Source organism: Streptomyces sp. NPDC046860 (assembly GCF_040645115.1).
Classification (GTDB): domain Bacteria; phylum Actinomycetota; class Actinomycetes; order Streptomycetales; family Streptomycetaceae; genus Streptomyces.
This window is the reverse complement of the sequence record NZ_JBEYXQ010000013.1, coordinates 26,338-39,675: the sequence shown is the minus strand read 5'-3', so window position 1 is coordinate 39,675 and position 13,338 is coordinate 26,338. Positions and strand designations below refer to the sequence as shown.

General features: G+C 74.1%; 12 protein-coding genes and 1 tRNA gene. 10 read left to right on the top strand and 3 right to left on the bottom strand.

What is annotated here, in order from left to right; genetic code table 11:
- Positions 1 to 45: 45 nt before the first annotated feature.
- The 9 genes from glpR (at position 46) to ABZ898_RS19815 (ending at position 10,431) form a co-directional block, all read left to right on the top strand.
- On the top strand, positions 46 to 1,263 hold the full coding sequence (gene glpR / locus ABZ898_RS19855; RefSeq protein ID WP_361660214.1) for a gephyrin-like molybdotransferase receptor GlpR: 1,218 nt from the start codon (positions 46 to 48) through the stop codon (positions 1,261 to 1,263).
- Positions 1,264 to 1,336: 73 nt separating this feature from the next.
- Positions 1,337 to 1,410: transfer RNA gene (locus ABZ898_RS19850), tRNA-Ala, on the top strand.
- A 202-nt stretch (positions 1,411 to 1,612) separates the two neighbouring features.
- Positions 1,613 to 4,633, top strand: a complete 3,021-nt coding sequence (locus tag ABZ898_RS19845; RefSeq protein WP_361660211.1) for a BTAD domain-containing putative transcriptional regulator — start codon at positions 1,613 to 1,615, stop codon at positions 4,631 to 4,633.
- Positions 4,634 to 4,722: 89 nt separating this feature from the next.
- Positions 4,723 to 5,814, top strand: coding sequence for a phosphoribosylglycinamide synthetase (locus ABZ898_RS19840; protein ID WP_361660208.1), 1,092 nt, complete (start codon positions 4,723 to 4,725; stop codon positions 5,812 to 5,814).
- Positions 5,815 to 5,918: 104 nt separating this feature from the next.
- Positions 5,919 to 6,809, top strand: a complete 891-nt coding sequence (locus ABZ898_RS19835) for a LysR family transcriptional regulator (protein ID WP_361660205.1) — start codon at positions 5,919 to 5,921, stop codon at positions 6,807 to 6,809.
- Positions 6,810 to 6,979: 170 nt separating this feature from the next.
- Positions 6,980 to 7,315 (top strand): hypothetical protein, encoded by a 336-nt coding sequence (locus ABZ898_RS19830; protein WP_361660202.1) that lies wholly within the window; start codon positions 6,980 to 6,982, stop codon positions 7,313 to 7,315.
- A gap of 114 nt (positions 7,316 to 7,429) precedes the next feature.
- A complete protein-coding gene (locus ABZ898_RS19825) occupies positions 7,430 to 8,716 on the top strand; it encodes a hypothetical protein (protein WP_361660199.1) in 1,287 nt (428 codons plus the stop codon).
- Positions 8,717 to 8,810: 94 nt separating this feature from the next.
- On the top strand, positions 8,811 to 10,136 hold the full coding sequence (locus ABZ898_RS19820; protein WP_361660196.1) for an MFS transporter: 1,326 nt from the start codon (positions 8,811 to 8,813) through the stop codon (positions 10,134 to 10,136).
- 151 nt (positions 10,137 to 10,287) lie between these two features.
- Positions 10,288 to 10,431: a hypothetical protein gene (locus ABZ898_RS19815; protein WP_361660193.1), complete on the top strand. Its 144-nt coding sequence runs from the start codon at positions 10,288 to 10,290 to the stop codon at positions 10,429 to 10,431.
- A 72-nt stretch (positions 10,432 to 10,503) separates the two neighbouring features.
- On the opposite strand, the gene ABZ898_RS19810 is transcribed toward ABZ898_RS19815, so the two are convergent.
- Positions 10,504 to 10,998, bottom strand: a complete 495-nt coding sequence (locus tag ABZ898_RS19810; RefSeq protein ID WP_361660190.1) for a tetratricopeptide repeat protein — start codon at positions 10,996 to 10,998, stop codon at positions 10,504 to 10,506.
- A gap of 2 nt (positions 10,999 to 11,000) precedes the next feature.
- Positions 11,001 to 11,513 carry a GNAT family N-acetyltransferase gene (locus ABZ898_RS19805; protein WP_361660187.1) on the bottom strand — a complete coding sequence of 171 codons (513 nt, stop codon included), beginning with the start codon at positions 11,511 to 11,513 and terminating at the stop codon, positions 11,001 to 11,003.
- Positions 11,514 to 11,581: 68 nt separating this feature from the next.
- On the opposite strand from ABZ898_RS19805, the gene ABZ898_RS19800 reads away from it, so the two are divergent.
- Positions 11,582 to 12,385 (top strand): exodeoxyribonuclease III, encoded by an 804-nt coding sequence (locus tag ABZ898_RS19800; protein WP_361660184.1) that lies wholly within the window; start codon positions 11,582 to 11,584, stop codon positions 12,383 to 12,385.
- A 248-nt stretch (positions 12,386 to 12,633) separates the two neighbouring features.
- On the opposite strand, the gene ABZ898_RS19795 is transcribed toward ABZ898_RS19800, so the two are convergent.
- Positions 12,634 to 13,254 carry a MerR family transcriptional regulator gene (locus tag ABZ898_RS19795; RefSeq protein WP_361660515.1) on the bottom strand — a complete coding sequence of 207 codons (621 nt, stop codon included), beginning with the start codon at positions 13,252 to 13,254 and terminating at the stop codon, positions 12,634 to 12,636.
- Positions 13,255 to 13,338 lie beyond the last annotated feature (84 nt).

The following is a 13,338-nucleotide window of genomic DNA, read 5'->3' as shown; positions in this document are numbered from 1 at the left end:
TCAATTGGCGGATGGCCTCAGGGAAATCCCTCTACCGTGTGAGTCGTGAGCAGCAGCGGCCTCATCTACGCAGTCATCGTCGGGGCCTGGGCCGCCTACTTGGTGCCGATGTGGCTCCGTAGGCAGGACGAGCTGAACGAGGCCCGTCCGACGGAACGCTTCAGCACCGCCATCCGGCTGCTGTCCGGAAGGGCGGGGATGGAGCGCCGTTACGCCAGGGACCTGCGGGCGCGCTCCACCCAGGAGGGGGAGCCGGACGCCGGTGACCCGGACGTCGCCACCGACTCGGTGGACGCCCGGGACTTCGCCGTGCCTCCGACGCGCCGTCAGGTCCGGGCGGACGCGGAGCCGGAGTGGCAGGAGCGGGCGGAAGCCCCGCGCGAGGAGGTGGCCCAGCCGGCCCCCAAGTCGCCCTCCGCCCAGGCGCATCCGTCCCGTTCCGCCCAGGCGCCCGAACCCGAACCCGGACCCGTCCCCGCACCCGCCCGGCGCACGCCCTCGGCGCAGGCGGCCGCGGCGCGCGCCCAGCGCACCAAGGTGCTCGCCCGCAGGCGGCGCACCACCGTGATGCTCTTCCTCGGCTTCACGCTCGGCGCGATCGCCGCCGCGGTGGGGGGCCTGGCCTTCCTCTGGGTGCCCGCCGTGCCCGCCGTCCTGCTGAGCGCGTACATCGCCTACCTGCGGCAGCAGGAACGGCGCCGGTTCGCCTTCCAGATGGACCGCAGGAGCGCCGAGGACGCCGCCGCGCGGCTGCGCGAGCGCGCCCGCCAGCCCCGCCGCCGCGCGGGCGCCGAGGCGGCCGCCGCCGTCGACGAGCCGGAGGAGGGGACGGGGCCGCACACCGATCCCGCCCTGTCCGCCGCCCTCGCCGCCGACCGGCGGGCCCTGGTCGAGCAGACCGACCACGCCGAGTGGGTCGACCAGCAGCGCGAGCGGCAGCGCCGCCCGGGCCACGGCGACAGCTGGGACCCGGTCCCGGTGCCGCTGCCCACGTACGTGACCGCGCCGGTCGCCCCGCGCGCCACCGCCGACGTCGACCTGGGCGCCCCCGGCACCTGGAGCTCGGCCCGCTCCAGCGCCGTCACCCCGGACCAGCGGCCCGAGGTCCCCGCGGCCGGTCCGGCACCGGACGAGGAGCGGCCGGAGGACATGCGGGGCGACGCCCGGCGCAGCGCCTCCGCCCGCCGGTCCCGCGAGCGGGGCCGCACCCCGCTGTTCGACCAGTACGAGGACGGCGACCGGCCGCGCGCAGCCAACGAGTGACCCGTGCCCTGACCAGTCCGGGAGCGGATTTCCGAGCACCCCGATCGGGATGCTAGAGTTTCACTCGTTGCAAGGGCCTGTGGCGCAGTCTGGTAGCGCACCTCGTTCGCATCGAGGGGGTCTGGGGTTCAAATCCCCACAGGTCCACGTAACGCTCTCCCCGAGTCCGCTCGGGAAGAGTTCACGAAATCCCACCGATCATCGATCGGTGGGATTTCGTCGTTTCCGGGTGAGATTCCCGGCTTCTCTTCCCTGGGCTTCCGCGAGAAGCGAAGATCCGGTGAAGAGAGAGCCCGCTGCGAGGGCACCGCCTGAGCGAGGGCTCCACCCGAGGTGAGGGGGGCGCGGTGTGACGGGGGGAGAGCCGGACCGTCTTCGGTTCCATGTGCTGGGAGCGCTGGAGGCATGGGCGGGGGAGACCCGGCTGCGGTTCGGGGGGCCGATCCAGGAACGCGTGCTCGTGACCCTGCTGTTGGAGACCGGGCGGATCGTGCCGGTGGGCCGGCTGGTCGAGGCCGCCTGGGACGGTGAGCCGCCGAGCAGCGCCGAACACCAGGTGCGCAAGGCCGTGTCGGAGCTGCGCAGGCGCATACCGGGCGGCGCGGCGGTCGTCGTCACCGCCGACCCCGGCTACCGCGTGGAACTGGGCGGCGGACAGCTCGATCTCGACGACTTCGCCGCACTGCTGCGCACCGCGCGCGCCGCCGTCGGCGCGGACCGCGCGGCCGAGGCGGTCACCGCCCTGCGCCGGGCGCTGGCCCTGTGGCGCGGGCCGGTGCTGTCGGGGCGCGGCGGCCCGGTGGTCGAGGCGGCGGTGACGGTGTGGGAGGAACGCCGGCTGGCCGCGGCCGAGCAGTACTTCGAACTGTGCCTGGCCCAGGGCGAGGCAGCCGAGATCGTCGGCGACCTCAGGGACCTGGTGGCCCGTCACCCGCTGCGCGAGACCCTGCGCGGCCACCTCATGCTCGCGCTGCACCGCTCCGGACGCGGCGCCGAGGCGCTGGAGGAGTACGCGGCCGTGCGCCGCCTGCTGGCGGAGGAACTCGGCATCGATCCGGGCGCCCGGCTCACCCGCCTCCACGAGGGCATCCTGCGCGAGGACCTCGACCCGCCCCCGCCCCCTCCCGCATCCCGGCCCGGCTCCGCGCCCGGCTCCGCGCCCGGACCCGGCCCGGCGGACCGGGGCGTGTGCACGCTGCCGTACGACCTCACCGACTTCACCGGCCGGGACGACAAGCTGCGGCTGCTGCTGGACAAGGCCGCCGAGCCCGGCTGCGAGGGCACCCGGATCATCGCCGTCGACGGCATGGGCGGCTCCGGCAAGACCACGCTCGCGGTGCGGGCCGCGCACCGGCTGGCCGACCGCTACCCCGACGGCCAGCTCTTCGTCGACCTGCGCGGCTTCACCCCGGGGGAGCGGCCGCTGCGGCCCGAGGTGGCCCTGGAGGGGCTGCTGCGGGCGCTCGGCGTGCCGGACGAGCGGCTCCCGGAGGGCACCGAGGAGCGGACGGCGCTGTGGCGGGTCACGGTCGCCCGCAAACGGGTGCTGATCCTGCTGGACAACGCCGCCGAGCCGGGCCAGGTGGTGCCGCTGCTGCCCGCCTCCTCCGGCTGCCTGGTGCTGGTCACCAGCCGGGGCAGGCTGGTCGACCTCGACGGCGCGGACTGGATCGGGCTCGGCATGCTCGCCCCCGAGGAGAGCGCGGAGCTGCTCTCCGAGACGCTGGGCACCGAGCGGACCGAGGCCGAACCCGAGGCGGTGGCCGAACTCGCCGAGCTGTGCGGCCGGTTGCCGCTGGCCCTGCGCATCGCGGCGGCCCGGCTGCGCAACCGGCCCCGCTGGACCGTGGCCCATCTGGTGGAGCGGCTCAGCCACGAGACGCGCCGGCTGGACGAACTGAGCACCGGGCGGCGCAGCGTGACGGCCACGCTGGAGCTGTCGTACCAGGCGCTGAGCGCGGCCGGGCGGGCCGGGTTCCGGCTGCTGGGACAGCATCCCGGCACCGAGCTCGACGTCTGGTCGGCGGCGGCGCTCACCGGCACCTCCGCGCGCGAGGCCGAGGACCTCCTCGAATACCTGCTGGACGCGCACATGACGCAGCAGCACGCGCTGGGCCTGTACGGCTTCCACGACCTGGTGCGCAGCTTCGCCCGCTCCCTGCCGGGCGAGGGCACCGGGGGCGGGATGCTCGCCGAGCGGCTGCTGCCGTACTACCTGCACGCGACGGAGGCGGCCTGCGACGTGCTGTTCCCCGACCGGCTGCGCGTGGAGTGTGGCGGGCCGGTCCGCCCCGCCGCCGGGCTGCCCCCGCTGCGCACGGCGGCCGAGGCCATGGAGTGGTTCGACCGGGAGTACCACGTGATGCAGGCGGCCCTGGAGCGGGAGGGCGATCTCGCCGACCCGGCCTGCGTGGTCCGCCTCTCCCGCAACCTCGCCTTCTACCTGTACACGCGCAGCAAACCGGACGAGCAGGTCGCGCAGGGCCGTACCGCCGTGCGTGCCGCGCGGCGGCTCGGGGACCGGAACCTGCTGTGCCTCAGCCTCAACAACCTCGGGGTCGCGCAGTGGCGGGCCGGCCGTTTCCGCGACGGCGTCGACAGCGTCTCCGAGGCCCGCGAGATCGCCCGTGAGCTGGGGGACGAGGTGGGGGAGGCGATGAGCGTCGGACGGCTGGGGCTGCTGCACCTGGACACCGGGGAGCTGGCCGAGGCGGTCCGCTGCCTCGAACAGGCGGTGGTGCTGCGGCGGGAGAGCGGCTACACCACCGGCGAGGCGGACAGCTGGGCCAACCTCTCCTCCGCCTACCGCCGCCTCGGCCGGCACCGCGAGGCCGTCGACGCCGCCGAGGAGGCGCTGCGCCTCAACCGCCGTGCCGGGGACCCGGACAAGGAGAAGTCCGTCCTGAACGACCTGGCCGCCGGGCTGCTGGGCCTCGGGCAGCCGGAACGGGCGCTGGCGGTCCTCGGCGAGGGCCTCACGGCCGACGAGACCCGGCAGCCGGAGAACCAGGCGCTCGCCCTCGCCCTCTCGGCGGAGGCCCGCCAGCTCCTCGGGGACACCGGGCGCGCCCTGCTCGACGCCGGGCGGGCCCGCGAGATCGTCGACCGCTCCGGGGTACGGCTGCGCGCCTCGGAGGTCGAGAACATCGCGGGCCGCGTCCACCGCAGGGCCGGCGACCCCGCCCAGGGGCTGCGGCTGCACCGGCGCGCCCTGGAGCACGCGACGGCCCTCGGCTACCGCGCCGAACTGCTCGACGCCTTCGCCGGACTGGCCGACGCGGCCGAGGACCTGGGAGAGAAGGCCGAGGCGGCCGGGTACCGGGAGCGGGCGCGGGTGCTGCGGGCGGAGCTGGGGATCGCGGAGGGCTGATCCGCCGCCGGACGGGCGCGGGAACGAAACGGGAAGAGGCGCGCGGAGACTTCCGGCAGGCGATGTCCCCGCTGCCGAGGAGCCGCACCATGCAGACCCGACCCGACCGCATGCTCATGGTCCTGCCGCGGGCCCGGCTGGTCCGCAAGGCGGTCGACGCGGGGTTCCGCGTCTGGTCCGTGTGGGACCCGGTGCGCCGCGGCCCGGACGAACGGGCCGGTGTGGCCCGGTGGTCCGAGGAGGTGCTCAGCGCCGACCTCGCCGACGAACCGTCCGTGCGCGCACTCGTCGTAGGGGCCGCCGAGGAGCATCGCACCGGGCATGTGATGTACCTCGGCGACGGAACGGGCCTCCTGCCCGTGCTGGAGGAGGCCCACAAGCTGGGCCTGAGCGCCAACCCGCCCGAGGCGCAGCGGATTCTGGGGGACCCGGCCGCCCTGCGGGAACTGCTGCACGGCCACGGCAGGCTCGGCGTGCGGTTCCGGCGCGCCGACTGGATCGCCGAACTCCCCGGTGCGGTACGGGAGATAGGCGGTCATCCGGTGGTCGCCCGCTCCCTGTCCCGGGGGGACGCGGTCCTCGCGTCCGGCCCGGCCGCGCTGACGAGGTGGGCGCGGCGGGCGCCCGGGCCGTACCTCGTCGAGGAGTTCCTTCACGGGACGCGGTACGTCGTCAGCACCCTCAGCGTCGACGGCATGCACCGGGTCGCCGGCGTCACCGCCACCCGGAGCGGGGGAGCGCCGGACCACGTGCCCGAGGAACAGGTGCATCCGGCCCCGCTCGGCGGGCGGGAGAGTGCCGAGATCCGGTCGGCGGTGTGCGCGCTGCTGGACCTCGCGGGATTCGAGCACGGGCCGGCCGACACCACCGTCGTCCTGACCCGCACCGGCCCCCGCATCGTCTCCGCGCGCCCCGGCTTCCCCGGCCACGGCGTGTCCCTGCTGTTCGGGGTCGCGCGGGGGACCGATCCGGAGGCGGAGTTCTTCCGCAGCCTGCTGCTCGGCGTCTGCCCGCCGCACACCCCCGCCGCGCGCACCGCCGCGCTCGGCCTCCTCCCGCCGCCGCCCGGCCGGCGAGGGGCCGTGCACGTCGTGGTCGGCGCGGTGGACGCCGGCCGGGCCGTCGCACGGATCGCCGCCGTACGGCGGTCGCGACGCGCCGGGACCGGGACGACCCCCTGATCCGCCGGCCTGCCGACCCTCTGACCCGCCGACCTCCGACCCGCCGACCGCTCACCGCAGTGCCCCCTCATCTCCCGACACTCCGGAGGACAGGACACGTGGACATGCGCCAGCTCAGAACGTTTTACCGGGCCGCCGCCCTGCTCAGCTTCAGCCGCACCGCCGCCGAGCTCAACTACGCGCAGTCCAGCGTGACCGGGCAGATCAAGGGGCTGGAGAACGCCCTGGGCGTGGCGCTGTTCGAGCGGCTCTCCGGCCGCCGGGTCAGCCTCACCCCGGCGGGCCGGCGGCTGCTGCCGTACGCGGAGCGGCTGCTGCTGCTCGCCGACGAGGCCCGCAGCGCCGCGGCCGGTTCCCCCGAGCCGTCGGGACGGCTGGTCGTCGGGGTGCTGGAGAGCCTCGCCACCTATCGCATGCCGCCGCTGCTGGAGTACTTCCACCACCGTTTCCCCCAGGTGGAACTGGTGCTGCGCCCCGGCAGCGGGGCGGAACTCCTCGACGGGCTGCGCCAGGGCGCCCTCGATCTGGCCCTGCTGATCGACGCCGAGACACTCCATCCGGGCCTGGAGAGCACGGTGTTCGGGCCCGAGCCGCTGGTCGCCGTCGTCGCGCCGGACCACGCGCTGGCCGCCGGCCGTGCTGTCACCGGGGAACGGCTGCGGGACGTGCCCATCCTGGCGCCGGAGTCGGGGCGCGGCTACCGGCGGCTGCTGGAGGGCGAGCTGGGCGCCCGGCCCGCACCGGTGCTGGAGTCCGGCACGGTGGAGTCGACCAAGCGCTGGGCCGCGGCCGGGCTGGGCGTCGGCCTGCTCCCCCACATGGCCGTCGCCGACGACATCGCGGCCGGGGTGCTCGTACCGCTCGACTGGCGCCCGCCGTCCGCCGTCTACGCCCAGCTCGTGCGGCGGCGCGCCCCGGTCGGCCGGGAGGCGCGGCTGTTCATCGACCAGGTCAGCAGCCTGATGGTCGAGGAGAACGGCCTCCACGCGGCCTGAGGGGGCCGAGGCGGGCGAGCGCCACCCATCGGCTTGTCCGAATTCCCCTTTCACTTAAGCCGATCGGGAATTCATTGACCGTGGCGGCCGCGGTTGATGAAATCAAATCACCAACAGGGAAGCCCCCGAAGGAAAGCAAAGACAGGGGGCGGAAAACAAAGGAGTCCGCTATGAGCAACGTCTCCAACCCCGCCCAGCAGATGATGAACGGCCTCTACGCCGACGGCGCCCAGTTCGACGCCGACTGGAGCCAGGTCGACGACGCCACGCTCGCCAAGCTGCGCGAGGCGGCGGCCTCCGGTGACGAGGCGCTCCAGTCGCTCCTCACCAGCCTGGCGTTCAGCAAGTTCGAGGGTGCCGAGCAGGCCGCGCGCCTCTCCGCCTCCCTGGCCGGCATCAAGCAGGCGGCCGTGGCCGAGGTCTTCGAGGAGCTGCCCACCACCTCCATCGAGGACCTGCGCGTCGCCGCCGAGGCCGCCGGCTACGAGGTCGAGATCCTCGCCTGATCCCGACGCGGGACGGAGCGGTCCGTCACCCGGCCCCCGGGTCCGGGTGCGGACCGCCCCCCTCGGCGGAATTCCGCACCCGCTCCACCCGAAGCAGAGAAGAAAGGGAACGTCGTGAGTGAGTCGTTTTCCATCGAAGGACTCGGCTGGCGTGAGAACTGGCGGATCGAGAACGGGAACGATTCCTACGTCGTCCCTTTCCCGACGCTGCGGCCGGCGACCCTGGTTTTCCACGGGGAAACGGAATTCAGCTACGGGCACTACGGAATCCACCTCGGCCAGGCGGACGTCCTGACCTTCATGGGGCCGAGCGGCCGCACCGTCACCGGCTGGTTCATCGACTGCCGTGAGGGCTCGCCGACCGCCGGGGTCCGGGAGAAGCACACCTGGTCGCCCTCCTCGGCCCAGGCGCTCTACATTCCGCCGGGCGTGGCCCACACCTTCGACGGCCTGGAGTTCGTCAACACCCTCAACTCCTACGAGCTGTTCCTGCCCGACCCGGCCGAATGGGTCCACGGCAGCCTCGACTGGCAGCCCGACGCGGACATCATCAACCTGCCCCTCGGTGTCGCCGACGAGGACCTCCCGCTCTACCGGCCCAACTCCCACCCCGCCAGCGAGCTCTGGTACGACATGGTCGCCGCGCAGCAGCGCGCCATGATCCCCAAGGTGGCCTACGAGTACCCGGTCACCCGGGACGTGAAGCTCGCCGACGGCACGGTCCGCCGGGTCGAGCTGCGCCGCCCGCTGCCCAAGGACGACAGGAAGAACTGGGAGCCGCTTGCCGACGTCTTCGGCGTGGGCTGGGTGCGCCACCCGGTGATCCGCAGCGGTGCCGAGTCCGGCTTCTCCGCCCTGCTGGACCGCCACCCGCTCTACTTCATCGACCACGGCGAGACGGGCTACACCCACGACGCCTACGGCATCCACCTCGGCCAGGAGGACCGGCTCACCTTCGCCGGACCCCGCGACCAGCTGGTCACGCTGCACCTGATCGACACCCGGGTGGACTCGCCGACCTACGGCGCGGACGTGGCGTACACCTTCTACCCGGACCCCGAGCGGTACCTGCTGATCCCGCCGGGTGTGGGGCACGCCTTCGAGCACCTGGAGAACGTGTTCACCGTCAACCGCCCGCGCACCCTGCTGCCCGCGGACGGCAGCGAGTACCAGCCGGGCAACGACGTCATCGACTGGGCGGTGGCCAAGCGCCCGATCCCGGCGCTGCGCGCCAACACGGTGCCGGCCGAGCGGGAGTACTACGAGGCGCAGGTCGCGGACCAGAAGGCGCTGCGGGCGCTGCCGGTCACGCACTCCACCCCCGCGGTCATGATGATCAAGGGGGAGGACGGCAAGGAGATCCGGGTCGCGCTGCGCAAGCGGGTCGCGACCGGTTCCTGAACACCGGCCCGCGGTGCGGCCGCCGAACCCGGCGCCGCACCGCGGGCGTTCCACGTCCCCTCCCGTCCGCCGCCGTCGGCGAAAGGTGGCCCCCGTGCCGAGGTTCCGTCATCCACACCGGTCGCTGGCGCCCCTGCGGCACCGCGACTACCGCCTGTTCTTCCTCGCGTACCTGATCAGCATGCTCGGCGACGGCGTGTGGCTGGTCGCGCTGCCGTGGGTGGCGATGGAGATGGGCGGTGACAGTTCCGAACTCGCCATGGTGGTGGGCGCGGAGGCAGTGGGCCTGATCTCCTGCGTGCTGGTCGGCGGGGCGCTCGCCGACCGGTATCCGCGCCGGCGGGTCATCGGCTGGTCGTTCGCGGCGAGTTCCGCCGTGCTCGGCCTGCTGGCCGCCGTCCATCTGGTGGGCGGCCTCGCCGTGTGGCAGCTCGTCGGCGCCGCCTTCGTGCTCGGTGCCTCCGCCGCGATCAGCGGGCCCGCCTCCGACGCCCTCACCCCCGACCTCGTGCCCGAGGAGAACCTGCACTCCGCCAACGCCCTGGAGTCCACGGTGCGCGCGCTGGCCGTGCGGATGGTGGGGCCCGCGCTGGGCGGGGTGCTGGTCGCGGTGCTCGACTCCCTCGGCATCATCGTGATCAACGCGGTGAGCTTCGGGCTGGCGGCCCTGTGCGTGGCCCTCATGCGGCGGGGCGGCGGGACCGGCGCGGCGGCCGGGGAGGAGCAGGAGGCCGGGACCGTCTCCTACCGGGAGGCGCTGCGGTACCTCTTCGGCGAGCGGTGGCTGTGGGTGCTGATCGTGTGGTCCGGCGTGGTGCTGCTGCTCCAGTCCGGGCCCCGGCAGGTGCTGCTGCCCTTCCTGATCAGCGGCCGGCTCGGCGGCGACGCGCGCGACTACGGCCTGCTGGTCGCCGTGACCGGGGTCGCGGCCGTCGCCGCCTCCCTGATGCTCGGGGCGCGCAAGCCCCCGCGGGACTACGCCCGCCGGATGCTGCTCGCCTGGACCGCGGGCGCCGCCTCCCTCGCCCTGATCGTCTTCGTGCCGTCGTTCTGGCTGCTGCTCCCGCTCGCCGTGGTGTACGGCTTCTTCTCCACCGTGGGCAACGTGTACTGGTCGACGCTGGTCCAGACGGTGCCGAGCGCGGTGCGCGGGCGGGTCATCAGCGTCGACTGGCTGGGCTCGCTGGCGCTCGTCCCGCTGTCGGCGGTGATCGCGGGCGTGGGCAGCGGCCGGGCGTTCGTGGTGACCGTCTTCGTGCTCGGCGGGACGCTGCCGGTGCTGATGACGCTGGCGACACTGCGCTGGGTCGACCTCAAGGCGCTGCGGCCGCCCGGGGATGCCGGGGATGCCGGGGAGACGGACGGCGAGCCGGGCGGGCAGCCGGTGGCCGAGGAGCGCGCGCCGCAGCCCGTGCCCTGACATCCGGCACCGGACACGGCCCCTGAGGTGCGTTTCCCGGTTCGTTCCCGTCCGGGAGGAGGGCGGCGGGAACGGCGGCCAGCAGTATCCGTGGCGTCGAAGCGACCGGTACGACCACGACTCGGCGCGGGCCGGGACAAAGGGGTGGGGCATGCTGAGCAACGCGATCAGGCTGGCCGGGGTTCTCGTCACGACGCTCGTGCTGGCGCTCGGGGGGAGCGCCGCGCTGTCCGGTTCGGGTGAGGCGGGGCACGGCGTGGCCCAGGGGGAGGGCCCGGCGAGTCCGAGAGCCTGACCGCCCCGCCCGGTCCCCGTACCGCCACGGACCGCCCCGTACGCCGCACCGGCGTGCGGGGCGGTCCGCGTTTCAGGCCGTGCCGGTCACGGCGTCCGCGTACCGGGCGACGGAGATCCGGTAGGCGGGCAGGTGGGGTGCGAGGGCGCCGAGGGCGAGGGCGGCGGCCTCCCGTTCGCGGCCGAGGTCGATGAGGGTCAGGGCGAGGAACGCGGTCAGCGCGTCGTCCAGGCGGTCCGAGGTGCGGGCGCGCTCGGCGAGCAGCAGCTCGGCCGCCGCCTCCGGCCGGCCGAGGGCGCGCAGGGTGCTGGCCAGCTGGATGACGGCCTGGCGCCGGCGGTCCTCGGGCAGGCCGGCGTCCAGGGCCCGGCGGTAGAGACGGACGGCGTCCCGGCCGAGGTCGGTGGCGTCGTGGGCGGAGGCGAGTTCGAAGGCGGCCACGGGATGGCCGGTGGGCAGCTTGCTGGTCAACGCGGCCATCCGGGACCGGAATTCATCCGCGTCCGTGTCCTCGAAGGCGTCCCAAAGGGCGGCGCACCGCTGTTCCCACTCCGGTGTGGTCTGCATGGTCATATCGTGGCGCGTCGCTCGCCGTCCTGGGGCCCCTGGAGCGGCTTGGCGTAGCAGAGGCTGTTGTCGTGGTGGCGGTAGTAGCCGAACTTGGCGCACGGGGTGTAGCCGCTGGAGGTGTACAGCGCGACCGCCTCCGGCTGTTCGGTGCCGGTCTCCAGGACCATGCGGGTGCGGCCGGCCGCGCGGGCGTCCGCCTCCAGTTCCGCGAGGATGCGGCGGGCCAGGCCGTGGCCGCGCATCTGCTCGACGACGAACATGCGCTTCAGCTCCGCGTCGCCGTCCCTGTTGCCCTCGTCGTTCAGGTCCTGGCTGCGCCAGCCGCCGGTGGCGACGGGGCGGTCCAGCGCGTCGTACGCGATCAGGTACGCGCCTCTGGGCGGGTCGAAGTCGGCGGGGTCCAGGACGGTGGCGTCGCCGCCGTCGCCGTAGCGCACGTGGTACTCGGCCTGGACCTCGTCGTTGAGCTTCACGGCGTCGGGGTGGTCGAAGCGAACGCGGCGTATAATCATGCTGGGCATCGTACTTCTATGCGGCGAGTGAGCGTCGGACTCTCCCAGTGTGCCGGTATCGTGCCCTGGTGCTGACTGTGACCTCGGTGAATGTGAACGGACTGCGGGCCGCCGCCAAGAAGGGCTTCGTGGAGTGGCTGGACCAGACCTCGGCCGACGTGGTCTGCCTCCAGGAGGTGCGCGCCGAACCGCAGCAACTCCCCGGGCACGTACGGCAGCCCGAGGGCTGGCACGTCGTCCACGCCCCCGCCGCGGCCAAGGGGCGCGCGGGCGTCTCCCTCTGCACGCGCCGTGAGCCCGACCGCGTCCGGGTCGGCTTCGGCTCGGCGGAGTTCGACGGCTCGGGCCGGTACGTCGAGGCCGACCTGCCCGGTGTGACCGTCGCCTCGCTGTACCTGCCCTCGGGCGAGGTCGGCACCGAGCGGCAGGACGAGAAGATCCGCTTCATGGGCGAGTTCCTGGCCCACCTCAAGGGGCTGCGCGAGCGGGCCGCCGCCGACGGCCGCGAGGTCCTGGTCTGCGGCGACTGGAACATCGCCCACCAGCAGGCCGACCTGAAGAACTGGCGCGGCAACACCAAGAACTCCGGCTTCCTGCCCGAGGAGCGGGAGTGGCTGAGCCGGGTGCTCGCGGCCGGGGACGGCGGGTACGTGGACGTCGTCCGCGCCCTGCACCCCGGCGTCGAGGGGCCGTACTCCTGGTGGTCCTACCGGGGCCGCGCCTTCGACAACGACTCCGGCTGGCGCATCGACTACCACCTGGCCACCCCCGGCCTCGCGGAGAAGGCGGTCAAGGGCTTTGTCGAGCGCGCCGCCACCCACACCGAGCGCTGGTCCGACCACGCGCCGGTGACCGTGGTGTACGACCGCTAGGACCTGTCTTCCGGATCTTGCCGAGGGCGCGGGGTCTGGCACGCACTCCCCCAAGCTCTGCGAGCAGGGGGGACCCCCAGCCGCGTTGTCGTCGGTTGCCGACTCCCCCACGCTCGGCTGCGCTCGCGCGGGGGGACCCCCATCGCGTCGACGCCCTCCTCCGCCTTGCAGCCGCACGCACCAGACCCCGCTCGGCTCGGCCCGAAGGGCGCCGTCGATCCGAGCCGGCCTGATCCGGAAGAAAGGCCCTAGTCCCGTTTGTTCAGTCGCCGGTCCAGCGCCAGGGACAGCTCCGCCTCGACCACGCTGCGGGCGAGCGGGCGCAGGCGGTGCAGGGACTCCTCCGGGGCGTGCCGGAGGATCAGCTCGCCGAACAGCTCCGCCAGCGCGTCGGCGTGTTCGCGCACCCGCGCCCCCGCCGCCAGCACCTCGGCCAGCGGTATGCCCTCGCGGACCAGCGCCGAGGAGACGTCCAGCAGGCGGCGGCTGATGTGGACGATCTCGTCGCCGTCGGTGCCGAGGTAGCCGAGGTCCATCGCGGCCGCGAGGTTCTCCGGGGTGACGTCGCCCTCGAAGCGGGCCGCCAGCTCCTCCGGGGTCAGCCGGACCGGCTCCTCCTCGGTGGGCGGGGTGACGCCCAGCACGTCGGCCACGTCCCGGCCGTGGTCCAGCGCCTCGGCCAGCTCGGCTATGCCGTTCAGGGTGTGCCCGCGCTCCAGCAGTGCCGCGATCGTGCGCAGCCGGGCCAGGTGATGGTCGTCGTACCAGGCGATACGGCCCTCGCGGCGCGGCGGCGGGATCAGTCTGCGCTCGCGGTAGAAGCGCAGGGTGCGCACGGTGATCCCGGCGGCGTGCGCCAGTTCCTCCATCCGGTACTCGCGTCCGCCGGCCCGTCCGCCGCTGTGTCCGCCGTCTTCTGCCACGCCCGCAGCCTATGGCGTACCGCCGGTAAC